Origin of the sequence: Candidatus Caldatribacterium saccharofermentans, assembly GCF_050267035.1 — a bacterium.
GTDB classification, from domain to species: Bacteria; Atribacterota; Atribacteria; order Atribacterales; family Caldatribacteriaceae; genus Caldatribacterium; species Caldatribacterium saccharofermentans.
In genome coordinates, this window is the sequence record NZ_CP187957.1 from 1,387,673 (window position 1) to 1,411,389 (window position 23,717).

The following is a 23,717-nucleotide window of genomic DNA, read 5'->3' on the forward strand; positions in this document are numbered from 1 at the left end:
GAAAGTGACGTTCTGGGGTTTTCTGGTCGTTTTTGTGCTCTTTTTTGCTCAGGCCTGGGCTCAGGAGCTTCCTCTACCTCTTCTACCCCGGGTCATCATTGAGCCCCCAAAGGAGGGTACACCTCAAGACTTTGCCCTCTCCCTTCAGATTCTTTTGCTCCTCACGGTCCTGAGCCTTGCTCCGGCGCTGCTTGTTATGGTGACATCTTTCACCCGGATCGTGGTGGTCCTTGGATTTGTTCGAAATGCCCTGGGATCCCAGCAGATTCCTCCCACCCCTGTGCTCATCGGCCTTGCTCTCTTTCTCACGGCGTTCGTCATGGCGCCGACTTTCTCCCGTATCCAGAGCGAGGCGCTTGCTCCCTATTTTGCGGGGACCATTTCCCAAAAAGAGGCTCTGGAGCGGGGTATCGGTGTCCTCCGGGAGTTCATGTTTCGCCAGACTGAAGAACGTGACCTTGCCCTCATGGTGTCGCTTTCCGGTCTTCCCCGGCCGAGAACGCAGGCGGACATCCCCACCCATGTGCTCATTCCGGCCTTCATCGTGAGTGAGCTCAAGACGGCTTTCACCATGGGGTTTCTCATTTACGTGCCCTTCCTCATCATCGATATGGTGGTGGCGAGTATCCTCATGTCCATGGGGATGATGATGCTTCCTCCTGTGCTCATTTCCCTGCCGTTCAAGATTCTCCTCTTTGTGCTCATCGACGGCTGGGCCCTCGTCACCCGGGGGCTTGTTCTGAGTTTCCGGTGAGGTGCCATGACTGAAGAACTCTTTTTCGCCGTGGGACAGGAAGCGCTCCTTGTGGTCCTCAAGATTGCCCTTCCGGTCCTTGGTGTGGCCCTGCTTGTGGGGATTCTCGTGAGCATTTTCCAGGCCGTAACCCAGATCCACGAGCTCACCCTGACCTTTGTCCCCAAGATCCTTGCCGTTATCGTCATTGGTGTTCTCCTTGGGCCCTGGATGGCCCGGACACTCCTTGATTTTGCCCGGGAGCTTTTCTGGAATCTCCCCCTGCTCTTCCGGTAAAGCGGTATGGTGTTTTCTCTAAAAGACTTCCTGCTTTTTTTGCTTCTTCTCGCGCGCTGCCTTGGACTCTTCCTCACCGCTCCGGTTTTTCAGAGCCGGCTCATTCCACCTCATGTAAAGATTGGCTTTTCCGCGCTTTTTGCGTTTTTGTGTCTGCCCCTTGTTCGGGAGAGTGCTCCGACTTTCTCAGGGTTTTCTGGAGCGTATCTTCTTTCGCTTTTCCGGGAAGTACTTCTGGGCACAGTCTTTGGCGTGGTGACGAATCTTGTGTTTTCTTCGGTGCAGATTGCGGGGGAGATTATCGACTTCCAGATGGGCTTCAGCTATGTGAACGTGGTGGATCCTCTGTCGAACCTGGGGTCTTCCGTTATGGGGCAATTCTACCTTCTCTTAGCCACCATGTACTACCTGGGAATCGGAGGGTACCGGATGACCCTTCTTGGGCTTGTGCGCTCCTTTGCTCTCATCCCCCCCGGAACCTTCACCCTGCAGGCGGATTTTGCCCCCTCATTCGTGCGCCTTGTGGGAGAGGTGATGTTGCTCGCTTTGCGTTTTGGGGCACCGGTGGTTGTGGCACTGTTTCTTGCCAACTTCACCCTTGCCGTGCTTTCCCGGGCCATTCCCCAGATGAACGTCTTCATCGTGGGTCTCCCGCTCAATATCGGTGTGGGGTTCTTCATCGCGCTTTCGACGTTCCCTTACATCTTTCCCGTCCTTGAGAGCGCTCTGGATCTCTTCATTCGGGCCTTCTTTCGCGTGCTCGGTGCCCCCTGAAGGTGGCAAATTTTTTTATCTACAAGGATTGGAAGAAGCCTCAGGAGGGTAACCATGCCTGCTCAGGAAAAGACCGAAGCTCCAACGCCGAGGCGCCGGGAAGAGCTGAGGAAGAAGGGTCAGGTGCCGGTGAGCATTGATTTTGCAAGCGGCTTCCATTTCCTCTCGCTTTTCCTCGCCCTGGGGGCCTTTCTTCCGTACTTTGCCCAAAAACTCGAGGAGTGCTTTGCAGTGCTCTGGACGGAGCGACTTCCTCCTTCCCCGGATTTCTCCTGGGCAAGCTCGGTGCTCCGCCTTGGGGGGGCGTACTTCGTGCAGGCTGTGGCGCCTTTTGTGGCCCTGGCTCTGGGAGTGGGAGTTTTCCTGGGGTTTGTGCAGACGGGCTTTGTGTTCTCTTTCGAGCGGCTTCGGCCCCGCTTTGACCAGGTGAACCCCCTGCAGGGCATGGGACGGCTCTTTTCGCTTCGCACGGTTGTGGAGTTCCTCAAGGTGGCCCTGAAAACTTTTCTGGGAATCCTCCTTGCCTATGTCGTTCTTCGGGGGTCACTGCCGGTTTTTGGGGACCTTCTGGGGATGGAACTTCCGGAGGCTCTTCGAACCTCCGGGGGGCTTGTGAGGAAACTTGGGCTGTACCTTGGAGGGCTCTTCCTCGCCGTGGGGTTTTTTGACCTTTTTTACCAGCGCTTTGAGTACGAGCGGAACATCCGGATGACCAGGGAAGAACTCAAGGAAGAGTACCGGCGAACTGAAGGAGACCCCCTTGTGAAGTCCCGTCTTCGGACCCGTCAGCGGGAGCTCGCGCGTCGGCGGATGATGCAGGAAGTACCAAAAGCTCAGGTGGTGGTCACGAACCCGGTGCACGTGGCCTGTGCGTTGCGGTATGAGCGGGGGAAGATGCGGGCTCCGGTCCTTGTGGCCAAGGGAAAACGGCTCCTTGCCGAGAGAATCAAAGCCATTGCCCGGGAACACGGTGTTCCCATCGTGGAGAACAAGGAGGTAGCCTGGGACCTCTACCGTTTCTGTGAAGTTGGTCAGGAGATTCCCCAATTCCTCTACCGGGCGGTGGCGGAGATTCTCGCCTTTGTGTACCGCCTTCAGGCGGCTCGGGAGGGGAGGTCCCTGTGAGGGAAGCGCTTGGGCGGGTCCTTGAGCGAACGACAAGAAGCAGTGACTTCCTCTTTGCCTTCCTTTTCATCCTCATCATCCTCATGATGGTGATCCCCCTTCCTCCGTTCTTCGTTGATTTCCTCTTAAGCTGTAACCTCACCCTCTCGGTCATGACCCTCCTTGTCACCACCTACATCACGAATCCCCTCCAGTTCTCGGTCTTCCCCTCGCTGCTCCTTTTTGCTACCCTCTTTCGCCTGGCCCTGAACGTCTCCACAACCCGGCTCATCCTCCTCCAGGGCTATGCAGGAAAGCTCATCGCTGCCTTCGGGCAGTTCGTGGTGGGGGGGAATTACGTCGTTGGATTCATCATCTTCTTCATCCTCGTCATTATTCAGTTTGTGGTCATCACAAACGGCGCCAACCGCATTGCCGAAGTCGCGGCCCGGTTCACCCTCGATGCCATGCCGGGGAAACAGATGAGTATTGATGCGGACTTAAATGCAGGACTCATCGATGAAGCGGAGGCCCGTCGTCGGCGCCGGGAAATTGAGCGGCAGGCCGATTTCTACGGAGCCATGGACGGGGCAAGCAAGTTCGTTCGGGGCGATGCGATTGCTGGCCTCATCATCACCATGATCAATTTCCTGGGGGGCATTGTGGTCGGGGTAGTCCAGCGGGGTCTGAACTTACAGGACGCCCTCCAGACCTATGCCCTTTTGACGGTGGGCGATGGCCTTGTGGCGCAGATTCCGGCCCTCCTCATTTCCACCGCAAGTGGCCTCATCGTCACCCGGGCAGCAAGCGAGGAGAACCTCGGGCAGGATGTCACGAGGGAGCTCACTCAGACCCCCCGGGCAGTGCTTTTGACCGCGCTTTTGCTCCTTTTCCTTGGAGCGGTCCCGGGTCTCCCAAAAGTGCCTTTTCTGCTTCTTGCCAGCCTCGCTGGGGCATTTTTCCTGGTGCAGGGTCGGGAAAAACCCAAGAAAGAGCCACCCCAGCCGCCAAAGAGAGAGGAACTCCCCAAAAGCCCCGAGGAAATCGCCCGTCTCATCGAGGTGGACCCGGTTGAACTCGAAATCGGATATGCCCTGGTTTCCCTTGTGGACCCGCAGAGTGGAGGAACCCTTCTTGAGCGAATCACCCAGATGCGCATCAACATGGCCAAAGACAAGGGGTTTGTGGTCCCTCCCATCCGGGTGCGGGATAACCTTCGCCTTCGCCCCAACCAGTATGTGATCAAAATCCGGGGGGTTGAAGTTGCCCAGGGGGAAATTCTGCCCCGCCATTACCTGGCGCTCCACCCCCAGGGAGAGGCGGTCCCCATCGAGGGCATCCCCACCCGGGAACCGGCCTTTCACCTCCCAGCATACTGGGTGAGCGAGGCACAGAAGGAAACGGCAGAAATCGCAGGATTCACCCTGGTTGATGCGGAATCGGTCCTTATCACTCACCTTGCGGAGGTTCTGAAATCCCATGCGGCGGAGCTCCTCACCCGGCAGGATGTGCAGCTTCTCGTTGAGCAGGTGAAGCGGGTGAACCAGGCGGTGGTGGATGAGCTCATCCCCCATGTGCTGTCTTTAGGAGACCTGCAGAAGGTTCTGCAGGGGCTTTTAGCAGAGCAGGTTCCCATTCGTGACCTTGTGCTCATTCTTGAGGCTCTGGCCGACTCTGCAAGACAGGCAAAGAGCATCGAGGAGCTCATCGAGGCGGCACGGCGGAGGCTCTCCCGGAGCATTGTCCGGCAGTACCTGGGAGACGACGGGAAGCTCCATGTGCTCACCCTCGATGCCAACCTTGAGGCCTTTCTCGGTCGGGTCTTTACTGGAGAAGAGGTGCTCTCTCCAGAGCGCTTCCGGAAAATCCTGGGAGGCCTTTCAAGGAAGATGGAACAGATGGCAAGCCTTGGGCATTTCCCAATCCTCCTTGTTCCTGGTAAAATGAGGAGGAACATCCGGAATCTCTTTTCCGGTTCCTTGCCGCAACTCGTGGTCCTGGCCTTTGAAGAGATTCCCCGGGATGTGGAGGTCCGGGTGGAGGGGGTTGTGAAGGAAGAAGAATGATGGAGGCAGAGCGCATTTTCCGGCCGAATCGCAAGGCAAGCCTTGGGGTGCGTCGGCGGAATGACAGAGGGGAAACTGAAATCGTGTACTATCCAAGCCGCCTGGAGTTCGTGAACGGGGAAAGACTCTGGTTTGCTGCGCCCCAGGAGCGGGGAACGCTTGTCCCGGTGGGCATTGGCGAGACTCTCGAGGTGTACGTCATCGGTGACAACGAAGTTTTTTTCTTTGAGGGGGAAGTGCAGGATCGGGTCAAGCGAGGGAACATCGCCTATGTGGTCTTCGCCATGCCGGAGAAGGTCGTTCGCAAACAGCGCCGTAACTACGTTCGTTTTGAGGCGGTGCTTCCGGTTCTTTTGAAGAAAGCCGAAAGGGCCTTTCCGGGCACCACGAAGAACATCAGTGGCGGAGGGATGCTCGTGCAGCTGCGGGAAGGGCGGGATGTTTTCGAGCCTAAAGAGGAACTCCTCTTTCTTCTATCCCTTGACGGCAGAGACATCGTTGGCCGGGCTCAGGTAGTACGGAAAGACGGTCCGGGGCTTTATGCCTTCCAGTTCAGTGAAATCACCGATCGGGACCGGGAGGATATCATCAAGTACATCTTCCAGAAACAGATTGAACTCCGGAGAAAGGGGCTTTTGAAGCGATGAAGCCGGTACGGGTCATGGTGGTGGACGATTCGGTGTTCATGCGGCGGATAGTGAAGGATCTCTTGGAGACTGACCCTGAAATCGAGGTGGTGGCCCTGGCCCGGGACGGGATGGAGGCGCTGGAGATGCTTCCCACTGCTTCCCCCGATGTGGTGCTCCTTGATGTGGAGATGCCCCGTATGGACGGCCTGGAATTCCTGAGGAGAACCCTTCCCCAACGGCCTCTCCGGGTCATCATGCTCAGCGCCCTGACCCAGGAAGGAAGCGAAATCACCATGCAGGCGCTTGAGCTTGGGGCACTCGATTTCATTCCCAAACCTTCGGGAGCGATTTCCCTGGATATTGACCGGAAAAAAGAGGAGATCATCCAGAAGGTGAAGGCCGTGAGCACCATTCCCCTTGAGCGGGTTCGGAAGTGCACAGGGTGTGCCGGAGCGCTGAAGAAACGAGTTCACAGGGAAGAAGTACAGCGTGAATCCCAGCGGGTGGTCTTTGTGGCTTCTTCGACAGGAGGACCAAGGGCCCTGCAGATTCTCATGCAGGGCCTTTCGCCCCTGCGCCAAAGCGGTATGGTCCTTGTCCAGCACATGCCCCCGGGTTTCACGAAAAGCCTTGCCGACCGCCTGAGTGACCTTGCGCCTTTCCCGGTGCGGGAGGCCCAGGGGGGAGAGGCGATTTTCGTCAACCACGCCTTTCTGGCTCCAGGGGGGAAGCACCTCGTTGTCAATGGTGACCGGCGCCTGGTGCTTGACGACCGTCCCCCACTCAAGGGTTTGAAGCCCTGCGCAGATATTTCCCTCTCTTCTCTCGTTGAGGTCTTCGGTGACCGGGTGCTGGCTGTGATTCTCACTGGCATGGGGAAGGATGGCCTTGAGGGCTGCCGAAAGCTCAAGGCCCGGGGGGGAACGGTAATTGCCCAGGACGAGAAGACCTCCCTCATTTTCGGCATGCCCCGGGCGGTTATCGAAGAGGGCCTTGCGGACCTTGTGCTCCCCATCGAGGAAATTGGCAGAGCCATCGTGGAGTGGGATCGCCGTGGAGACCATACGGAGTGAGGATTTAGCGCTTTTGCGGCATGTGGTTCGCAGGCTCACCGGGATTGACCTTTCCTATTACAAGGAGAATCAGCTCCGTCGCCGGCTGCACTTCATTATGCTCCGGGCAGGGGCAAGGGATGTGGCCGAGTACGTGAGGCTCCTTGAGACCAGACCTGAGGTTCTTGAGGACTTCAAGAACCGTTTCGCCATCAACGTCTCGGAGTTTTTCCGAAACCCCGAGCGCTTTGAGGACCTGCGGCAGCGCATCCTCCCCGAGATGCTTTCAGGTGGTGGACCGGTGCTCCGCATCTGGAGCGCCGGGTGTTCGGTAGGGAGCGAGGCGTACTCCATCGCTATCCTCCTTGAGGAGATGGGGGTCAAAAAGCCCTACCGCATCTGGGCCACTGACATTGACGACGACGCTTTAGAGCAGGGGAGACGGGGGGTGTACGTGGAGCAGTACCTGGGGAACGTTCCGCCTGAGTACCTTGCCCGTTATTTCGAGCGGCTTGAGGATGGTCGTTTCCAGATTGTGCCTTTCCTGAAAAAACGTGTGGTGTTCGAACACCATGATCTCCTCCAGGACCCGGTTCGAGAAACCTTTGACCTTGTGGTATGCCGGAACGTGGTGATTTACTTTGAGGATCGGGCCAAAGAGGTGGCCTTCCGCAAGCTTTCTGAAGCGCTCAGGGTGGGAGGATATCTCTGGATTGGGAGCACAGAACGGATTGCCAACCCTGGAAATTTTGGGCTCCGGTATGTTCTGCCGTTTTTTTACCGGAAAGAGGGGAAGGGGTGAGCGATGGTCCTCTTTGAAGACCTCAACGAAATGCAGCTTGATGCCCTGAAGGAAATCGGGAATATCGGTGCGGGAAATGCGGCCACAGCCCTCTCCAAGATGGTGGGAAAGAGGGTCAACATGGAAGTGCCTCTTGTGAGGATTCTCCCCTTAAAAGACGTCCCTGAGTGGCTTGGAGGGCCGGAGAAAGAAGTCCTGGGGGTGTATCTGAGCGTTTTCGGTGCCCTTGCGGGGCACATCCTCTTTGTCATGACCATTGACGATGCCCTGAAAATCATGCGCATCCTCCTTGGAGATATGGCACCCTCAAGGGACCAGATTCTCTCCATGGACGAGCTCGCCTCATCGGCCATGGGGGAAATTGGGAATATTCTATCGTCCTCGTACCTTTCGGCTCTGGCGGATTTCACCGGGCTCCACCTCAACCACTCCGTTCCCGCTATTGCCGTGGATATGGCCGGTGCCATTGTGGACGTCGTTCTCATCGAGATTTCCCAGCACAGCGACTACGCCCTCCTCATCGAGACGGTTTTCGTGGAGGAGGAGGACCGGATTACCGGGTACTTCATGCTCATCCCGGACACGGGGTCTTTAGAGATCATCCTTCAGGCCTTAGGGGTTGTGTGACATGGCACGGAAAATCGCTGTCGGCATGGCAGAGTACCGGGTGAGCAATGATCCAGAGGATGTTCTCTGTGTCCTTGGGCTTGGTTCCTGTGTGGGGGTGTGCCTGTACGATCCGGTGCGGAGAATCGGGGGGATGGTGCATGTTCTCCTTCCCGAACACCTCCCTGGCCAGAGCAATCCCTTTAAATTCGCTGACACGGCGGTTCCAGCGCTCCTTGCGGAGGTCGAGAAAGCAGGAGCAAGCCGGCGGAATATTTTCGCCAAGATTTCGGGAGGAGCGAAGATGTTCTCCGGAGCGGATACGCTCTTTGACATTGGCAAGCGCAACGCCGAGGCGGTTAAGGAAGCCCTGAAGGTTCTTGGAATTCCTCTGAAGGGTGAGGATGTCGGAGGGAACCGGGGGCGGAGCATTTTCTTCTACCTTGAGGATGGGAGACTCGAGATCAAAATCCTCGGGCGGGATGTCATGGTGATATGAGGGATGAGAGACGGTACCGGAGGAGCCTGGCGCAGCTTTTTGCCCTTCTTGGGGCCTGGGCGTTTGTCCTGGGGTATGTGCTTTTGGGGATACTCCGGGGCATGAGCCTCTGGGCTTTAAGCGTGCGGCTTCCCGTGCTTTTCGGGGTGGTGTATGCCCTCCTTTTTGCCTACTTTTTCTGGATTATGCGACAGGGCATCCCCCAGGACAAGACAGGTGAGAGCTCATGATGAACATCGTTGAGAAGTCTGAGGATGTGGAGAAGCTCTGGAGCGATTTTCTCACCCGGCGTGATAAGGCTTCCCGGGAAAAGCTTCTCGAACACTACCTTTTTCTCGTGCGAATCGTCGTGGGTCGCATTCTCTACCTCCTTCCCCCGTACATCGACCGGGAGGACCTCGAGGGATACGGTATCCTTGGGCTTTTGCAGGCCCTTGACCGGTTTGAACCCCACAGGGGCGTGCGTTTTGAGACCTATGCCCTCTCCCGCATCCGGGGGGCCATCCTGGATTACCTCCGAAGTCTCGACCCCCTCACCCGGGGTGAGCGCCAGGATCTGCGCCGGGTGCTTGAGGCATGGCGCCGGTGGGAAAAAGACAAAGGGAAAGAACCCACCCTTGAGGACCTCTCTGAGGCCACAGGGCTTTCTCTTCGGGAAATCACCTGGCTTGTGGAACAGGGAAAGCCGGCGCTGTTTTTCGGAGAGGAAGAAAAGGTCGAGGACCTTGGGGAAGTGCCTGACCCTTCGGAGGTACTTGAGGACCGGGAGCTTCTCGAGTACCTCGGGCGGCTCATTGATGAGCTGCCTGAGCGGGAACGGCTCATCCTGAGCCTCTACTACTTTGAGGGTTTGACTCTCAGGGAAATTGGTGAGGTGCTTTCGGTGAGCGAAGGGAGGGTTTCCCAGATTCTTTCCCGGACTCTCCTTCGTCTTCGAGTGCGTCTTGAGGAGTGGGAGGGAAGGCAGCGTGGAGAAAGACGAGAAAAAGCTCCTTGATGGTCTGGAGCAGGACGGGTTTTTCCAGCTTCTTGTGCCCACCGATGGCATGCGGGCAGAAATCGTGGTCAAAAAACCCCTCACAGAGGACGACCTTGCTCCCTACGAGGAGCTTGAGGAGTACCTCCATCGCAAAGGCATCGTTTTTGGTCTCACGAAAGAAGTACAGGAGCGGGGAAAACTGCTTCTTGCAAACTCTGGTCACTACCTTGTGGCTGAGGGTATTCGACCCCAACGCGGGAAAGATGGGGAAGTCCGGTACCTCTTTGAAGAGGAGGTTCACCGGGATTTCTTTGAGGAGCCGGAAAGCCAGAAAGAACTCTTCGGTATTCTCCACATCCCTGAAGTCCGAGCAGGGGATCTCGTGGCTGAACTCGTTCCTCCAGAAGAAGGCATCCCGGGGAAAAATGTCTTTGGGAAGGAGGTTCCCGCACCTCCTGGGCGTCCGGCAAAAATCCGGGCGGGGAAGAACGTGGAGCTCATTGAGGGTGGGGAGAAAGCCGTTGCCAAGGTTTCGGGGCGTCCGGTGGTGGTGGGGAAGGTCGTTTCCGTTCTCCCCCTTTTTGAGATTGACGGTGATGTGGGGCCGAAGACCGGAGACGTCCATTTCGTCGGGTCGGTGGTGGTGCGAGGGACGGTGCGTTCGGGGTTTTCCGTCTCTGCTGAGGGGGATATCGAGGTCTGGGAAAGCGTTGAGGCGGCAACCATCAAGGCTGGGGGGAATGTCCGCATCCGGAGGGGATTTTTTGGAGGGGATAAAGGTGTGGTGGAGGCGGAAGGCAACGTCATCGTGCGGGTGGTGGAGAACGCTACGGTGAAGGCCCGGGGAGATATCCTGGTGGAGGAGGCAGCGCTCCACAGCTTCCTCTCGGCAGGAAGGAACGTGATCGTCCGGGGGAAAAAGGGGCTTCTCGCTGGTGGGGTGACCAAAGCGGGGAATCTCGTCTGGGTGAAGGTTCTGGGATCCCCCATGGGAACGAGGACTGAGGTGGTTGTGGGTCTTGATCCCGAGATCCAGGAGGAGTACAGGAGGATTCAGGATAATCTCAAAAAGGCTAAGGAAACCATCCAGGAAGCGGAAAAAGTTTTCCAGCTTGCCTGGCGAAAACAAAAAAGCGGAGCCTGTCTTGAGCCAAAACTCCTTGAGGCGCTGAAGAGAGCAAGGGAAGCCTATGAGCTTGCCCGGGAGCAGGAGAAAATCTATATGGAGCGGCTGGCAGAAATCGAGGAGGTCTTCGAGCACCATGAGGGCAAGGTGCTCGTTGAAGAGAAAGTGTACCCCCAGGTCCGCATCACCATCGGGAAATTCACCTATATCGTGCGGGACGAAATCGTCTACGCTTCCTTTTATGAAAAGGATAAGGATGTGGTCATTGGGTCCTTCGAGCGGCCCCGGGTAAAGGAGGGATGGTCGTGATCGACCCGGTCAACATGCAGAATGTCGTCACCCGGGCGCCTGAGGTTGCCCGGGTACAGCGAGTTCAAGAAGGTGCCCTGAGTGCCCAGGGGCAGGTTTTCGCTCAGGAACTTGCTCGGCAAGCACAGCAGGTTGAGGAGACTGTGGCCTCCCCTCCACAAGCACAGCGGAGTGAATTGAGGGAAAAGAGGAAGAAAGAAAGGGAGAAGGGGACAAAAACGAAAGTTCCTTCTTCGTGGGAGGCCGAAGCCCAAACATCTGGGAGCCGTGAAGTCTCTGGTGAGCTCGGGCATCTCATCGACACGACGGCTTAGGAGTGGGTTCCCATGCTCAAGAACATTCTTGAAGATGCTCTGCGGAAGCTTCTTCCCGAAGTCTATGCGGCGAAGCCAGAGCTTTGCCGGTGTCCTCAGTGCCAGGAAGACGTTCTGGCCTTGGCGCTCCGTGCCCTTCCTCCAAAGTACGTCTCTCGAGAACGGGGCGAAGTTTTTGCCCGTCTTGAGCTTGAGCATCCTCAGACACAGGTCGACATGCTTGAGGCACTGCTTCAGGCTGCGGACATCGTCATCGCCCGGCCCCGCTGCAGGGGCTCGCAAAACGCCTAAGGAATCTCGAAAAGGTCAACCCAGGGCATGTGATAGGTGAACCATACAAAGAAGAACACCGCAACACCGAAGAGTGCGAGGACCACCCTCAGGGCAAAAGGGGAGGGCCATTCGTCTTCGAGCCCTCGCTCGAGCGCTCCGCTGAAGATTCCCGAGAGGAACGTTACCCCGAGTGCCCAGGTGAGTTCTAGAGCAAAGGGGAGAGGTCGCCCAAAAAGCCCGGGGACAAGGTACCATACAGTGACAATGACCCAGGGGATGGACCAGGTTGCCAGAAGGCGTGAGAACCAGAATCCCCGGGGGAAGACGGGACGCCTCCGTAGAAGACCGAACTCAAGGAGTGAGGCAAAGAGGTAGGCGAAAAAGCCCATCTTGAGGTGTTCAAAGACCGATTCGCTGCTCCCGAAAACGGGACGCAACGCCTCCCACCCTGTGGCCTCATACCCGAAGTGGAGGAGCGCATAGAGGCCAAGGTACAGAAGTGTTTTGGCAAGAATCCCCATGGTCGTTCTCCTTTTTGCTTCCATTATACGGTGATGTGGCCTCTCCGGGAAGACCAATCGTTCTCGGGAGTCGTGGTAGAATTTTAGGGAGTCCCGGAAAGGAGGATAGGGATGATTGAACGCTATACGCTACCGAGAATGCAGGCCATCTGGAGCGATGCCCATCGCTTTGAGGTCTGGATACGGATTGAGATGCTTGTGCTTGAAGCCTGGGGGGAACTCGGGGTTGTCCCGAAAGAGGACATCGAGCGGATTCGGGCGAATCTCCGCTTTTCTCCCGAGCGTATGAAGGAAATCGAGAAAACCACAAAGCACGACGTCATCGCCTTTCTCACCAGCCTCTCCGAAAACCTTGGCCGGGAATCCCGTTTTCTCCACTTTGGGTTGACCTCTTCTGATGTCCTCGATACGGCAAACGCCGTTCTCCTTCGGGAGTCTGCGGACCTGCTTCTTGAGGACATCGACCGGGTCCTTGAGGTGATCCGGAGAAGGGCCTGGGAACACCGGTATACCCTCATGGTGGGGCGGACCCACGGGGTCCATGCAGAACCAACAACCTTTGGCCTGAAACTCGCCACCTGGTACACGGAGATGCAGAGGAACAGAAGACGCCTTGAGCAGGCAAAAGAGACCATCAGTGTGGGAAAGATTTCTGGAGCGGTGGGGAACTTCGCCAATGTGGACCCGCGGGTTGAGGCGTACGTCTGCGAAAAACTCGGTCTTCGGCCTGCTCCCGTGTCTACTCAGATCATCCAGCGGGACCGCTATGCGGAATTCCTGTGGGCTCTGGCAATGATTGGGACAAGCCTTGAGAAGTTCGCTCTTGAGATTCGCCACCTCCAGCGGACTGAGGTCCGGGAGGTTGAGGAGGGATTTTCCCCGGGGCAGAAAGGCTCCTCAGCCATGCCGCACAAGAAGAACCCCATTACGGCAGAACAAATCTGTGGTCTGAGCCGGGTTTTGCGGGGGAATCTCCTCGTGGCATTGGAGAACATCCCCCTCTGGCATGAGCGGGATATCTCCCACTCCTCGGCAGAACGCATCATCCTTCCGGATTCCTGTATTCTCACCGATTACCTCCTGAATACCTTCGCCCGTCTTTTAGAAAACCTTGTGGTCTACCCTGAAGCGATGAAAAAGAACCTCGAAAGGAGTCGAGGTCTTGTCTTCTCTGAGCGGGTGCTCCTTGCTCTTGTTGAGAAGGGTCTCACTCGCGAAGAAGCCTATGCCCTGGTCCAGCGCTGTGCTCTGAAGACCTGGGATGATGAAGAAGTGACTTTCCAGGAGGTGCTTGAGGGAGACCCCGAGATCCGGGCGCATCTCTCCAGGGAGGAACTCACCCGGCTCTTTGACTACCACCATTACCTGCGGCACGTCGATGCCATCTTCAAGCGGGCTGGCATCTGGGAGGAGGAAGGGCATGCCTGAGCGGTGGGATTACAAAAAAGCAGGAGTGGACATGGACCGGGCTTTTGAAGTCATCAGCCGGCTAAAAGGTAAAGCCCTGAGCACGTTTCGTCCTGAGGTTTTGGAGGGCATTGGAGGATTTGCCGGGATTTTCCGCATCAGCGACCGCTACACAAGGCCCTGTCTTGTGGCCGGGAGCGATGGCGTGGGGACGAAACTCAAGGTCGCCCTGGCGCTCAACCGCCATGATACAGTGGGGAAAGACCTCGTGGCCATGTGCGTGAACGATGTCCTCTGTGTGGGAGCGGAGCCAGTCTTTTTCCTCGATTACTTCGCCTGTGGACGTTTAAACCCCGAGGTCTTTGAAGCGGTACTTTCGGGGATCATTGAGGGGTGCAGGGAGGCAGGATGCGCGCTCCTTGGGGGAGAGACGGCCGAGATGCCCGATATGTACCCTGAGGATGAGTACGACCTTGCGGGATTTGCGGTGGGCATTGTGGAGGAGGAAGCCATCGTCAGTGGGAAGGACATCGCCGAAGGGGATGTGCTCATAGGTCTGGCCTCTTCTGGTCTCCACAGTAACGGCTTTTCTCTCGTGCGCAAGGTCCTGCAGCATGCTGGAGTTCCCTTTGATGCTGAGGTGGAAGGGCAAAGTCTTGCCGAGGAACTCCTCCGCCCCACCCGGATTTACGTCCGGAGTGTTCTGCCGCTCCTTCGCGAAGTCCGGGTAAAGGGGATGGCGCACATCACCGGTGGTGGAATTGTGGAGAATCTCCCGAGGATTCTCCCGGAGTCTCTGAGGGCCCGTGTGTGGAAGGACACCATTCCTGTACCCTGGATTTTCCGCTTTATCGGGGAAAAAGGTAACGTTCCTGAGAGGGAGATGTGGCGGGTGTTCAACATGGGAGTGGGCTTTGTCCTGGTAGTGGCCCAAGAGGAGGCAGAGCGTACCCTGCATCTCCTTCAGAATGCTGGGGAGCGCGCCTGGATTCTTGGGGAAATCGTCCGCGGTGAGAGGGGGGTGACCCTGGAGTGAAGAAGATCGTCGTCCTGGTGTCGGGAAGGGGAACCAATCTCCAGGCTCTTATCGACGCCTCCCGGAGTGGTTTCATCCCGGGAACAATCAGCCTGGTCATCAGCGATAATCCTGTGGCTTACGCCCTGCGCCGGGCTCAGGAGGCAGGAATCCCCACGCTGGTTCTGGATTACCAGTCGTTTCCCAGCAAAAAGGCCTATGAGGCAAAGCTCCTTGAAGTCCTTGAGCAGGAGAACCCGGACCTCATCTGCCTTGCGGGTTACATGCGCATTGTGGGAAAGGAAATCGTCCAGCGTTTCCGAAACCGCATCATGAACATCCATCCCTCACTCCTTCCTGCCTTCCCGGGTCTTGAGGCCCAGCGACAGGCTGTGGAGTATGGGGTGAAGGTGAGCGGCTGCACTGTCCACTTTGTGGATGAGGGCATGGATACAGGGCCTATCATTCTCCAGGCGACCTGCCCGGTTTTTGAAGACGATACTCCAGAAACCCTGGCTGAGCGAATCCTCCGGTACGAGCACCAGATTTACCCGCAGGCGGTAAAGCTCTTTCTTGAGGGGAAGCTCGAGGTTCGGGGAAGGAAAGTCTTCATCAGGGGGGAGTAAGGGATGCGCGTCATGGTTGTGGGGAGTGGTGGGAGAGAACACTGCCTCGCCTGGAAAATCGCCCAGAGCCCTGAGGTTGAGGAGGTTTTCTGTGTTCCCGGGAACGGAGGCATGAGGAGCGTGGGGACCTGTGTTTCCCTTTCCTCCTTCCGGGAGATGCTCGATTTCGTGCGGGAGAAAGACATTGGACTTGTCCTTGTTGGTCCTGAAGCGCCTTTGGCTTCGGGAATTGTCGATACATTCCTCGCCGAGCGGCGAGCCATCATCGGCCCCGACCGGCGTGGGGCCCTCCTTGAGGCGAGTAAGGTTTTCGCTAAGGAGTTCATGAAGCGGTACAGGATCCCTACGGCTCCTTTTTCGGTCTTTGACGACCCTGGGGAAGCTCTGGAGGCGCTGAAGAGGCGGCAGAACTATCCTGTGGTGGTGAAGGCCGAAGGTTTGGCTTCGGGGAAGGGCGTATATATCGCTCAGGACTTTGAGGAAGCTACCTTTGCCGTCCGGGAGCTCATGGTGGAGAAGAAGTTCGGTACATCAGGAGAGCGGATTGTGGTGGAGGACTTCCTCGAGGGTGAGGAAGCCACAGTCATGGTGCTCTTTGACGGTGCATCGTACCTTTTCCTTCCCTCTTCCCAGGATCATAAAAAGGTCGGTGAGGGGGACATTGGTCCGAATACGGGGGGCATGGGGGCATACTCTCCGGCACCTGTGGTGGATGAGGACGTGCTCCGGAGGGTTGAGAAGGACATCATTTTTCCACTTCTTGAAGGCGTGGAGCGGGAAAACCTCTATTACCGGGGGGTGCTCTACCTGGGGCTCATGATTTCGAAGGACAAAACACCCTGGGTTCTGGAGTTCAATGTCCGTCTGGGAGATCCGGAAACCCAGGTGGTACTCCCCCGGATCCGGAACGACTGGCTTGAGGTGAGCCTTGCCCTGTGGGAAGGGAAACTTCACACCATGCGCCTTGAGGTGACCCCTGAGGCAATGCTTTCGGTGGTGCTTGCAAGCCGCGGGTACCCTGGCCACTTTGAACGGGGAAAACGAATCGAGGGACTCGAGGCATTCCCGAATCGTCCTGGAGATACGGTGCTCCTTTTCCATGCCGGAACGGTGTGGCAGGGTGATGGTTACTACACCGATGGTGGTCGGGTCCTCAACGTGTGTGCTTTTGGGAAGGACCTTGAGGAGGCCTACAGCCGGGCGTACGAGGCAGTGTCACGCATCCACTTTGAGGGGATGTACTATCGCCGGGATATCGGCTTTCGAGCTTTGAAGAACAGGGGGTCCCGGTAGGACCCCCTGTTTGTCACACCCGGACCTCTTCCTTTTTGCGGTTCTTCTCCGCCTCTTCCTGAAGCTTCCTGAGGTACTCCTGCCGCTCGCTCTTGTAGTCCTTGTAGTAGATGGTTCCCTTGTAGTCCCGCTCCCAGATCTCATCAGCAAGCTTCTTGAAAGCCTGAGCATATGAATCGATTTCGTCTTTAAGCGTGGTGATGAGACTTTCTGCGCCCTCATGGCTCGGGCGAGCTCCGTACTTCTCCACCACTTCCCGGAGGACTTCCGGGACGTCGATGAGCATGCAGGGCCGCATGAGGTTGTTGTCGTACGGTTGCCGTTCCTGAATGGCCCGGAAGAAGGGAGAGGAGATGACTTCCTTCAGGGATTTGTTCTTGATGTTGTCGACGGTGAAGTGGCAGAAGACGCAGGGTTCCACATCCCCCATGTTGTTGATGTGGAAGTACCGCCGTCCACCGGCAATACACCCACCCACGTAGGGACCGTCGTTCCAGAAGTCTCCAATGAAAATGGGCTTTTCGTAGCGGAGCCGGTGAACCTGATTGCGCAGGTGGATTCGCTGCTCCGGTGTGGGCATGAGGCTGGTGTCGGGCTTTTTCCCTACAGGGACATAGGTGAAGTACCACCCGAAGCTGCAGCCCTTGCTGATGAGGAAGTCCATGAATTCGTCGCTTGAGACGAGCTCGGTGTTGTAGCGGGTTGCCGTGATGGAGAAGCCGAAGAGTACCCCCTCGTCCCGAAGGGCTTCCATGGCCTGCATGATTTTCTTAAAGGTTCCCTTGCCTCGCCGAGCATCCGTTTCTTCCTCGTAGCCCTCAACGCTGATAGCAGGGTACACGTTCCCCATGCGGGCCAGGCGCTTGGCCATTTCCCGGTCGATGAGCGTTCCATTCGTGTAAACCTGGAAACAAATATCACTATGTTTCTCAAATAAGTCCAGATGTTCCTCGCGAATGAACGGCTCGCCACCGGAAATCGTCAAGAAGTGCATGCCCATCTCTTTCGCCTCGGTGAAAATCCGATCCATAAGCTCAATCGGCATGTCGCTCTCTTTCCGGTACTGGCCAGCATAGCACCCGTAGCAGTTGAGGTTGCACCGCATGGTGGGGCTCACGACAAAAAAGAACGGTACCTGGCAGCCGAGTTCCTTTTCGAGTTTTTGCCGCTTTGGGACCCCAAGGAGGATGCTCTTCACGATGAGGTTCACCATGAGCTTTTCCCGAACGTTAGGGTGGGTTTCTTGAAGCACTCGCCGGGCAAGGACGATCTGTGGGCGCTTCTCCTCGAACATCTGGCGAAGCCCCCGGATCTGGTCCCGGTAGTACTCGATAGGGGTGAGTTTCTCGGCAAGGTACGTGAGTTTGATGATGGTTTCGTCTGAGACGTTCCGCAGCGAGTTCACGATGAGTTTGACCACCTGTTCAGTTGTGAATGCTTTGATGGATTCGAGGTAGCTCATATACCTCCCTCCCTTTTCGGTATTTCCTTGCTATTATATCATACCCTGCGGGTGCTTTCCCGCAAAAGGTCGTACACCCGCTTCACTTCCTGAATATCCTGCCAGGTGAGGTATTTCGGGGAACCAGGAGCACGGGATTCGTGCCGGAGAAGGAAGCTCGGGTGGAACATGGGGAAGATTCGCTTCCCCCCGCGCCAGTCAAACCACTGTCCCCGGAGCTTACTCATGGGCTCCTTGGTGCCCAGGAGGTACCCTGTGGAGACGCTCCCCAGGGTCACGATGACCGAGGGGTTGACGATGGCAATCTGTGCCTCAAGGTATGGGAAACACGCCTCAACCTCTTCAAGGGTGGGGGTCCGGTTCCCCGGGGGTCGGCACTTCACCATATTGGCGATGTACACCTCTTCTCGCTGGATGCCCACAGAAAGGAGGATTTTCGTGAGGAGCTGCCCTGCTTTTCCGACAAAGGGGCGCCCGGAACGGTCTTCGTCCTCTCCCGGGGCCTCACCGATGAACATGATGAGGGCGTCAGGGTTCCCCTCGCCGAAAACCGTCTGGGTCCGGTTTTTGGCCAGGGGGCAGAGGGTACACCGCTCAACCTCCTGTCTGATCTCCTCGAGAAGCTCTTCCTTCTTTCGCAAAAGCGAACGGGACACCCGGCATCACCAGAAATTCTCCTCCATTGTACCACACCCCGATTAGCCTTTCTCCGGTACAATCTCGATGACCTGGTACCCGTAACAGTTGACCACAAGGGTGTCGAGGAATTGCGTGGCGATATCCTGGGCTGAGCCGTAGAGGTGCACGTGCCCATGGAGGTGGTACCGGGGACGGTACTTTTTCAGGATGTGGGTGAAGGTGGCAAACCCCCGGTGGGGAGGGTCCTGCCCTTCGTGAACGCCCTTTGGGGGAGCATGGGTGACGAGGATATCAAGGTACCTCCCGTGTTTGAGACGGGCGAAGAGGAGACGAGGGAGGAGCCGGAGGTACTTCCAGTACATCTCGCGCTCGGTATACTGGTGGGGATTCCCGTTGTACCAGTAACATCCTTCAAGCCCGGCGATGAGGACGTTCCGGTAGCAGATAACCCGCTCGTCGAGGTTGGTTCCCCCGGCGAGGGATTCTTGTTCCCTTGGGGCATCGTGGTTGCCGTGGACGAAAAAGAGTGGAACGTTGAGGGTGGAAACCACAAAGTCCAGGTAGTATTCGGGAAGGTCCCCACAGGAGATAATGCAGTCCACATCCCCGAACCGTTCTTTGCAGAAGGAACTGTAAATTCGAGGGTCAACCCGGTCGCTGAGCGCCAGAATTTTCATCCTCCCCTCATTATATCCATTTCCGGAAAGTAGCGAAAGAGACTTTCTGCTATAATGGAGGTACTTCCAAGAAATAAAACGCCGGATTTCTGGTTATTCGGAAGCGAAAGGAACTTTCTTGACAGGAGGAAGAAACAGAGAATGGGTGAGCAGTTTCAGGGTGTTGTGGACAATCTGGACAAGCTCTTCGAGGTCCTGCCTCCTCACATTCGCAAGGCCCTGGAAGAGCAGGAGAACATCGATGACCTTATCGAGATTGTCATGGATCTTGGGAGAGCGCCCGAGATCCGTTTCAGTAAGGGTTTTGCCATGCTCTCTGAGCGGGTGGTGGAGCGGGAAGACATCGATTACGTGGTCCAGCGGGTGGGGATGTTCACCCGGGATAACCGGGCAGGCATTGAGCGGACGCTCCACCGCATTTCCTGTATCCGGAACCGTCTGGGTGACATTGTGGGTCTGACCCTGCGGGTGGGCCGGGCAGTGTATGGGACAATCGATATCATTCGGGACGTCATCATCTCGGGGAAGAACATCCTGCTCCTTGGTCCTCCGGGAGTCGGCAAGACCACCAAACTCCGGGAGGTGGCGAGGGTCCTGAGCGATGAGTTCCAGAAAAGGGTCATCGTTGTGGACACCTCGAACGAGATTGCAGGGGACGGGGATATTCCCCATCCTGCAATCGGCAGAGCACGGCGCATGCAGGTTTCGTCTCCAGAGCGGCAGCACGACGTCATGATTGAAGCTGTGGAGAACCACATGCCCGAGGTCATCATCGTCGATGAAATCGGCAGGGAAGAGGAGGCGCGGGCTGCCCGAACAATTGCGGAGCGCGGCGTGCAGCTCATCGCCACTGCCCATGGAACGACGCTCGAGAACCTCCTTTTCAATCCCACCCTGAGCGACCTTGTGGGAGGAATCCAGTCGGTCATCCTGAGTGATGAGGAAGCCCGGCGACGGGGAACCCAGAAGGCGATTCTGGAGCGCAAGGCAGTTCCCACCTTCGACATCGTTGTGGAACTCCGGGACCGGGATACCGTGGCCATTTACCACGATACGGCCCAGGCGGTGGACCTGCTCCTTCGGGGATACGATCCGGAACCGGAAATCCGCCGGAGAACCAAAGAGGGAACGGTACAGATTGCGGAACGCCGTCCCCGGAAGGAGGAGCTCGTGGTGGTTCCCCAGGAGGAGCCGTCCCGGAAGGTCCTGGGAATGCCCGAGGGCCGGATGCTCCGGGTGTACCTTTTTGCCATCAGCAAGAATTACATGCAACGGGCCATCGCCCAGGCAAAGGCCCCCTTGGAGATTGTGGACGACCTCAACAGGGCTGATCTCGTTCTCACCCTGAAGAGCCGGTACCGCAAACGGGGGAGCAAAATCCGTGAGGCGGAAAACCGGGGAATTCCGGTGCACGTTGTGCGGAGCAACACTTACAACCAGATTCAGAAGTTCGTCCACGACCTCTTCGGGTACTCGGAGGCCTCTCCGGAGCCTGAGGAGTCGGGACTTCTTGAGGCTGAGCGGGCGGCACGCCAGGTTCTGAAGCTTGGGGAACCGGTTGAGCTCTCCCCGCGGAATGCCTTCGTGCGGCGTCTCCAGCACAGAATCGCCGAGCGGTACAACCTCTTTTCCCAGAGCATTGGAGAAGAGCCTTTCCGGAGAGTGGTGATTTACCCGAGGTCTCTCAACAAGGACGAATGAAATGGGGTTTTTCCTGACTTTTGAGGGCATTGAGGGCAGCGGCAAAACCACCCAGGCACAGCGGCTTTTCGAATTCCTGCAAAGCAAAGGTCTCCCCTGTGTGCTGACGAGGGAACCGGGAGGAACGCCCTTTGGCGAAGCGCTGCGGATGCTCCTCCTTCGCCCTGAAACGGGTTCTCTTGACCCCCTTACAGAGGCTCTGCTTTTTGCGGCCGCCCGGCGAGAGCATGTGCTGCGAGTTCTCGCTCCGGCGCTCAGTGCCGGGAAGGTTGTCCTCTGTGTCCGCTTCACCGACTCCACGTTAGCCTACCAGGGGTGGGGCCGGGGAGTGGATTTCTCGTTCCTTCGTCTTTTGAATGAACAGGCCTCCGGTGGGTTGACGCCTCACTGCACGGTGCTCCTTGATGTGGAGCCGGAGACTGGCCTTTCCCGGTCGCTGGCAAGCCACGACCCCCGGGAAGTCCGTTTTGAGCTTGAGTTTGCCCAGGAGACCCACCTTCTTGAGCGGATACGGGAGGGATACCTTGAGCTTGCCCGCCGGGAACCAGAGCGGTTCATCGTGATTCCCGTCAACCGTTCTGAGGAGGAGGTCTTTCAGGAAATTGTGGAGAGGGTACTCCCGAGGATCAGGCAGTGGAAGGAGGGAGAGGTGTGACCCCCACGTCGCTTTTGATTTGCGTTGTGCGCGACCAGGATGCCCTGCGCCTTGCCGACGTGCTAAAAGAACGCGGTATTGCCTTTACGAAACTCGCTTCTACAGGAGGGTTTCTCCGGGAAGGGAACACTACCTTCCTCATCGGTGTTGACAGAGACCGCAGAGAGACCGTTCTTGCCATTATCCGGGAATGCTGTGCCCGTCGTGAGGAGATTGTGGAGTCCACAGTCCCGGTGAACGAACCCATTGGTCCCTTCGTCCCCCAGAAAATCAAGGTCCTCAAGGGTGGGGGCGTCCTCTTTGAAATTCCCATCGAGTACTACGAGCGGTTTTGAAACGATGTTCTGGCCCCAAATTCTCGGTCACGTGATGCAGAAAGAATTCCTGGCCCGTGTCCTGGTGTCCCGGAGGGTTCATCATGCCTATCTCTTTTTCGGTCCCTCAGGGGTGGGCAAGAAAACCCTGGCGCTTGAGGTGGCGAAGGCCTTACTCTGTCCTGAATCCCTTGATGCGGGCTGCAACCGGTGCAGGAGTTGCCTGCTCTTTGATGCCTCTCTCCATCCGGACTTTTTCCTGATTTCACCGAAAACAAACACCATTGGCATTGACGAGGTGCGCGATCTCATCGAGCGCCTCGCCCTCAAGCGCGTGCTCTCCCCCTTTCGGATTGGCCTCATTGATGAGGCGGAGAAGCTCACTGAAGAGGCGGCAAACTGTCTCCTGAAAACGGTTGAGGAACCCCCTGAAGGTGTGGTACTTTTCCTTGTGGCTTCTCAGGTTCTGGCTTTGCCCGGGACCCTGGTGTCCCGCTGTCAGAAGCTCGCATTCGCTGCACTTCCCGAAGAGCTTGTGGCAAAGTACCTCGAAGAGCACAAAGGCCTCAATCCGGATCTTGCCCGTGTTCTTGCTTTTGCTTCTTCTGGAAGCATTGGTGAGGCGCTGCACCTTGCCCAAGGGATGGAGGACGCCCTTTTTGCCGTACGGTCTTTCCTTGAGACGGTGCAGGAGGGGGATATTTTCCAGGCTGGTTTCTGGCTCTCCCAGCACCGGGAGGAACTCCGCCGGATTCTCCCTCTCCTTGCTGGGTATCTCCGGGATGCCCTTTTTGTCCGTCTTCTGGGAGACTGCTACCACAGGGTGGCAGTGCTCTCTCAGGAGGATCGGGGCTTTGTGGAACGACTTGCCCGCCTGGATTCCGGAGCACTCCGGCGGGCTCTGGCGGCTTTGGGAACATTTTCTGAGGACATTCTTGCCAATGCTCAGTGGGACGTTGCCTGTTTTCACTTTCTGCTCAAGCTGCGAGGTGAACTCTCGTGATACCGCTTGTAGGTGTGCGCTTTGAAGGAAACCCCAAGGTTTACTACTTCGACCCCCGGTCGCTTCCCCTTGAGGTGGGCGAACAGTGCGTGGTGGAGACCATCCTGGGGCTCGAGCTTGGGGTAGTGGTGAGGAAAATCACCGTCCCGGAGGTGGCTGAGCCCCCCAGGCCTGTTCTTCGGCGGGCCACAGAAACAGACCTTCTCCAGTGGGAAATCAACCGCGAGAAGGAACGAGATGCCTTCGAAATTGCCCGGGAACTCATCGCCCGGTACAATCTCCCCATGAAGCTCCTCCAGGTCCACTATACGCTGGATCGGGGGAGGCTGGTGTTTTACTTTGGAGCTGAGGATCGGGTCGACTTTCGCCAGCTTGTGAAGGACCTGGCAGCAATTTTCCGTACCCGCATTGAGATGCGCCAGCTTGGGGTGCGGGATGAGGCCAGGCTCCTCGGCGGGTACGGCATGTGCGGTCGGGAACTCTGCTGCAGTTCGTTTCTCTCGAATTTCGACCCCATCTCCATCCGCATGGCCAAGGAGCAAAACCTTGTTCTCAACTCGGCGAAGATCTCAGGAGTATGTGGGCGCCTCATGTGTTGCCTGGCCTTTGAGTACCCCCTCTACCGGAGGTTGCTTTTGCGCTTCCCCAAGAAGGGGAGCAAGGTGATTACCCCCATGGGCCTGGCGAAAATTCTTGAGGTGAATGTCTTCAAGGACAGCATCCGCCTCGAGCTTGAGGATGGCAGGGAAGTGGAGATTACCGAGGAGGAGTACAACAGGTACTTCCTGTAGAGGAGGGAACTCTGAGGGGGAAGCGTTGGTATCCCCTAATGGGGTGATGC

General features: G+C 57.1%; 28 protein-coding genes. 24 read left to right on the forward strand and 4 right to left on the reverse strand.

The window, feature by feature from the left end:
• The first annotated feature begins 4 nt into the window (after positions 1-4).
• The 15 genes from fliP to ACPT9Q_RS07085 are packed head-to-tail and all read left to right on the forward strand — an operon-like array spanning position 5 to position 11,581.
• Positions 5-754: a flagellar type III secretion system pore protein FliP gene (gene fliP / locus ACPT9Q_RS07015; RefSeq protein ID WP_427365388.1), complete on the forward strand. Its 750-nt coding sequence runs from the start codon at positions 5-7 to the stop codon at positions 752-754.
• Between the two features lie 6 nt (positions 755-760).
• Positions 761-1,030, forward strand: a complete 270-nt coding sequence (gene fliQ, locus ACPT9Q_RS07020; RefSeq protein WP_017873359.1) for a flagellar biosynthesis protein FliQ — start codon at positions 761-763, stop codon at positions 1,028-1,030.
• Positions 1,031-1,069: 39 nt separating this feature from the next.
• Complete coding sequence (gene fliR / locus ACPT9Q_RS07025) at positions 1,070-1,804, forward strand: flagellar biosynthetic protein FliR (RefSeq protein ID WP_427365389.1); 735 nt, start codon at positions 1,070-1,072, stop codon at positions 1,802-1,804.
• Between the two features lie 54 nt (positions 1,805-1,858).
• Complete coding sequence (gene flhB, locus ACPT9Q_RS07030) at positions 1,859-2,929, forward strand: flagellar biosynthesis protein FlhB (protein ID WP_017873357.1); 1,071 nt, start codon at positions 1,859-1,861, stop codon at positions 2,927-2,929.
• A complete protein-coding gene (gene flhA / locus ACPT9Q_RS07035) occupies positions 2,926-4,974 on the forward strand; it encodes a flagellar biosynthesis protein FlhA (RefSeq protein ID WP_427365390.1) in 2,049 nt (682 codons plus the stop codon). The genes flhB and flhA overlap by 4 nt, the downstream gene beginning before the upstream one ends.
• The gene (locus tag ACPT9Q_RS07040) at positions 4,971-5,621 is read left to right on the forward strand and encodes a flagellar brake protein (RefSeq protein WP_427365391.1); all 651 of its coding nucleotides are present in this window, start codon (positions 4,971-4,973) and stop codon (positions 5,619-5,621) included. Before flhA ends, ACPT9Q_RS07040 begins: the two co-directional genes overlap by 4 nt.
• Positions 5,618-6,676, forward strand: a complete 1,059-nt coding sequence (locus ACPT9Q_RS07045) for a protein-glutamate methylesterase/protein-glutamine glutaminase (RefSeq protein WP_427365392.1) — start codon at positions 5,618-5,620, stop codon at positions 6,674-6,676. Before ACPT9Q_RS07040 ends, ACPT9Q_RS07045 begins: the two co-directional genes overlap by 4 nt.
• Complete coding sequence (locus ACPT9Q_RS07050) at positions 6,657-7,457, forward strand: CheR family methyltransferase (RefSeq protein WP_427365393.1); 801 nt, start codon at positions 6,657-6,659, stop codon at positions 7,455-7,457. Before ACPT9Q_RS07045 ends, ACPT9Q_RS07050 begins: the two co-directional genes overlap by 20 nt.
• Positions 7,458-7,460: 3 nt before the next feature.
• Positions 7,461-8,084 (forward strand): chemotaxis protein CheC, encoded by a 624-nt coding sequence (locus ACPT9Q_RS07055; RefSeq protein WP_017873352.1) that lies wholly within the window; start codon positions 7,461-7,463, stop codon positions 8,082-8,084.
• A 1-nt stretch (position 8,085) separates the two neighbouring features.
• A complete protein-coding gene (locus ACPT9Q_RS07060; RefSeq protein WP_017873351.1) occupies positions 8,086-8,562 on the forward strand; it encodes a hypothetical protein in 477 nt (158 codons plus the stop codon).
• Positions 8,559-8,792: a hypothetical protein gene (locus ACPT9Q_RS07065; RefSeq protein WP_017873350.1), complete on the forward strand. Its 234-nt coding sequence runs from the start codon at positions 8,559-8,561 to the stop codon at positions 8,790-8,792. The genes ACPT9Q_RS07060 and ACPT9Q_RS07065 overlap by 4 nt, the downstream gene beginning before the upstream one ends.
• A complete protein-coding gene (locus tag ACPT9Q_RS07070) occupies positions 8,789-9,559 on the forward strand; it encodes a FliA/WhiG family RNA polymerase sigma factor (protein WP_017873349.1) in 771 nt (256 codons plus the stop codon). Before ACPT9Q_RS07065 ends, ACPT9Q_RS07070 begins: the two co-directional genes overlap by 4 nt.
• A complete protein-coding gene (locus ACPT9Q_RS07075; protein ID WP_427365394.1) occupies positions 9,531-10,976 on the forward strand; it encodes a FapA family protein in 1,446 nt (481 codons plus the stop codon). The genes ACPT9Q_RS07070 and ACPT9Q_RS07075 overlap by 29 nt, the downstream gene beginning before the upstream one ends.
• A complete protein-coding gene (locus tag ACPT9Q_RS07080; RefSeq protein ID WP_427365395.1) occupies positions 10,967-11,290 on the forward strand; it encodes a TetR family transcriptional regulator in 324 nt (107 codons plus the stop codon). Before ACPT9Q_RS07075 ends, ACPT9Q_RS07080 begins: the two co-directional genes overlap by 10 nt.
• Before the next feature lie 12 nt (positions 11,291-11,302).
• Positions 11,303-11,581 (forward strand): late competence development ComFB family protein, encoded by a 279-nt coding sequence (locus ACPT9Q_RS07085; protein ID WP_017874025.1) that lies wholly within the window; start codon positions 11,303-11,305, stop codon positions 11,579-11,581.
• Here the strand turns inward: ACPT9Q_RS07085 and ACPT9Q_RS07090 are convergent.
• Positions 11,578-12,084, reverse strand: coding sequence for a hypothetical protein (locus tag ACPT9Q_RS07090; protein ID WP_017874026.1), 507 nt, complete (start codon positions 12,082-12,084; stop codon positions 11,578-11,580). The genes ACPT9Q_RS07085 and ACPT9Q_RS07090 overlap by 4 nt on opposite strands.
• 111 nt (positions 12,085-12,195) lie before the next feature.
• Between ACPT9Q_RS07090 and purB the strand changes: the two genes are divergently transcribed.
• From purB to purD, 4 genes are read left to right on the forward strand one after another with little or no spacing between them, the layout of a single operon-like run.
• Positions 12,196-13,512 carry an adenylosuccinate lyase gene (gene purB, locus ACPT9Q_RS07095; protein ID WP_427365396.1) on the forward strand — a complete coding sequence of 439 codons (1,317 nt, stop codon included), beginning with the start codon at positions 12,196-12,198 and terminating at the stop codon, positions 13,510-13,512.
• Positions 13,505-14,527: a phosphoribosylformylglycinamidine cyclo-ligase gene (gene purM / locus ACPT9Q_RS07100; RefSeq protein ID WP_427365397.1), complete on the forward strand. Its 1,023-nt coding sequence runs from the start codon at positions 13,505-13,507 to the stop codon at positions 14,525-14,527. Before purB ends, purM begins: the two co-directional genes overlap by 8 nt.
• Positions 14,524-15,132 (forward strand): phosphoribosylglycinamide formyltransferase, encoded by a 609-nt coding sequence (purN, locus tag ACPT9Q_RS07105; protein WP_017873273.1) that lies wholly within the window; start codon positions 14,524-14,526, stop codon positions 15,130-15,132. Before purM ends, purN begins: the two co-directional genes overlap by 4 nt.
• Before the next feature lie 3 nt (positions 15,133-15,135).
• Positions 15,136-16,425, forward strand: coding sequence for a phosphoribosylamine--glycine ligase (gene purD, locus ACPT9Q_RS07110; RefSeq protein ID WP_427365398.1), 1,290 nt, complete (start codon positions 15,136-15,138; stop codon positions 16,423-16,425).
• Positions 16,426-16,438: 13 nt separating this feature from the next.
• Here purD and ACPT9Q_RS07115 read toward each other — a convergent pair whose 3' ends face one another.
• From ACPT9Q_RS07115 to ACPT9Q_RS07125, 3 genes are read right to left on the reverse strand one after another with little or no spacing between them, the layout of a single operon-like run.
• The gene (locus ACPT9Q_RS07115) at positions 16,439-17,887 is read right to left on the reverse strand and encodes a radical SAM protein (protein ID WP_427365399.1); all 1,449 of its coding nucleotides are present in this window, start codon (positions 17,885-17,887) and stop codon (positions 16,439-16,441) included.
• Between the two features lie 38 nt (positions 17,888-17,925).
• Positions 17,926-18,528 carry a uracil-DNA glycosylase gene (locus ACPT9Q_RS07120; RefSeq protein ID WP_427365400.1) on the reverse strand — a complete coding sequence of 201 codons (603 nt, stop codon included), beginning with the start codon at positions 18,526-18,528 and terminating at the stop codon, positions 17,926-17,928.
• Positions 18,529-18,585: 57 nt separating this feature from the next.
• Complete coding sequence (locus tag ACPT9Q_RS07125) at positions 18,586-19,203, reverse strand: metallophosphoesterase family protein (protein WP_427365401.1); 618 nt, start codon at positions 19,201-19,203, stop codon at positions 18,586-18,588.
• 141 nt (positions 19,204-19,344) lie between these two features.
• Between ACPT9Q_RS07125 and ACPT9Q_RS07130 the strand changes: the two genes are divergently transcribed.
• Genes ACPT9Q_RS07130 through ACPT9Q_RS07150 form a run of 5 tightly spaced genes read left to right on the forward strand, consistent with a single transcriptional unit; the run spans position 19,345 to position 23,667 of the window.
• Complete coding sequence (locus ACPT9Q_RS07130; protein WP_427365402.1) at positions 19,345-20,904, forward strand: R3H domain-containing nucleic acid-binding protein; 1,560 nt, start codon at positions 19,345-19,347, stop codon at positions 20,902-20,904.
• A 1-nt stretch (position 20,905) separates the two neighbouring features.
• Positions 20,906-21,559: a dTMP kinase gene (gene tmk / locus ACPT9Q_RS07135; RefSeq protein WP_017873265.1), complete on the forward strand. Its 654-nt coding sequence runs from the start codon at positions 20,906-20,908 to the stop codon at positions 21,557-21,559.
• Positions 21,556-21,894 carry a cyclic-di-AMP receptor gene (locus ACPT9Q_RS07140; protein ID WP_427365403.1) on the forward strand — a complete coding sequence of 113 codons (339 nt, stop codon included), beginning with the start codon at positions 21,556-21,558 and terminating at the stop codon, positions 21,892-21,894. The genes tmk and ACPT9Q_RS07140 overlap by 4 nt, the downstream gene beginning before the upstream one ends.
• 4 nt (positions 21,895-21,898) lie before the next feature.
• Positions 21,899-22,876 carry a DNA polymerase III subunit delta' gene (gene holB, locus ACPT9Q_RS07145; protein WP_427365404.1) on the forward strand — a complete coding sequence of 326 codons (978 nt, stop codon included), beginning with the start codon at positions 21,899-21,901 and terminating at the stop codon, positions 22,874-22,876.
• Complete coding sequence (locus tag ACPT9Q_RS07150; protein ID WP_017873262.1) at positions 22,873-23,667, forward strand: regulatory iron-sulfur-containing complex subunit RicT; 795 nt, start codon at positions 22,873-22,875, stop codon at positions 23,665-23,667. Before holB ends, ACPT9Q_RS07150 begins: the two co-directional genes overlap by 4 nt.
• The last annotated feature ends 50 nt before the right edge of the window (positions 23,668-23,717 follow it).

Bases quoted from the DNA above. Each gene is read 5' to 3' on its own strand.
- ACPT9Q_RS07130 (WP_427365402.1), top strand. From the start codon at position 19,345: ATGGGTGAGCAGTTTCAGGGTGTTGTGGACAATCTGGACAAGCTCTTC.
- ACPT9Q_RS07080 (WP_427365395.1), top strand. From the start codon at position 10,967: ATGGTCGTGATCGACCCGGTCAACATGCAGAATGTCGTCACCCGGGCG.
- purD (WP_427365398.1), top strand. From the start codon at position 15,136: ATGCGCGTCATGGTTGTGGGGAGTGGTGGGAGAGAACACTGCCTCGCC.
- ACPT9Q_RS07055 (WP_017873352.1), top strand. From the start codon at position 7,461: ATGGTCCTCTTTGAAGACCTCAACGAAATGCAGCTTGATGCCCTGAAG.
- flhB (WP_017873357.1), top strand. From the start codon at position 1,859: ATGCCTGCTCAGGAAAAGACCGAAGCTCCAACGCCGAGGCGCCGGGAA.
- purB (WP_427365396.1), top strand. From the start codon at position 12,196: ATGATTGAACGCTATACGCTACCGAGAATGCAGGCCATCTGGAGCGAT.
- ACPT9Q_RS07045 (WP_427365392.1), top strand. From the start codon at position 5,618: ATGAAGCCGGTACGGGTCATGGTGGTGGACGATTCGGTGTTCATGCGG.
- ACPT9Q_RS07060 (WP_017873351.1), top strand. From the start codon at position 8,086: ATGGCACGGAAAATCGCTGTCGGCATGGCAGAGTACCGGGTGAGCAAT.
- ACPT9Q_RS07115 (WP_427365399.1), bottom strand. From the start codon at position 17,887: ATGAGCTACCTCGAATCCATCAAAGCATTCACAACTGAACAGGTGGTC.
- fliQ (WP_017873359.1), top strand. From the start codon at position 761: ATGACTGAAGAACTCTTTTTCGCCGTGGGACAGGAAGCGCTCCTTGTG.
- holB (WP_427365404.1), top strand. From the start codon at position 21,899: ATGTTCTGGCCCCAAATTCTCGGTCACGTGATGCAGAAAGAATTCCTG.
- tmk (WP_017873265.1), top strand. From the start codon at position 20,906: ATGGGGTTTTTCCTGACTTTTGAGGGCATTGAGGGCAGCGGCAAAACC.
- ACPT9Q_RS07065 (WP_017873350.1), top strand. From the start codon at position 8,559: ATGAGGGATGAGAGACGGTACCGGAGGAGCCTGGCGCAGCTTTTTGCC.
- ACPT9Q_RS07070 (WP_017873349.1), top strand. From the start codon at position 8,789: ATGATGAACATCGTTGAGAAGTCTGAGGATGTGGAGAAGCTCTGGAGC.
- ACPT9Q_RS07090 (WP_017874026.1), bottom strand. From the start codon at position 12,084: ATGGGGATTCTTGCCAAAACACTTCTGTACCTTGGCCTCTATGCGCTC.
- ACPT9Q_RS07085 (WP_017874025.1), top strand. From the start codon at position 11,303: ATGCTCAAGAACATTCTTGAAGATGCTCTGCGGAAGCTTCTTCCCGAA.
- purM (WP_427365397.1), top strand. From the start codon at position 13,505: ATGCCTGAGCGGTGGGATTACAAAAAAGCAGGAGTGGACATGGACCGG.
- ACPT9Q_RS07040 (WP_427365391.1), top strand. From the start codon at position 4,971: ATGATGGAGGCAGAGCGCATTTTCCGGCCGAATCGCAAGGCAAGCCTT.
- ACPT9Q_RS07125 (WP_427365401.1), bottom strand. From the start codon at position 19,203: ATGAAAATTCTGGCGCTCAGCGACCGGGTTGACCCTCGAATTTACAGT.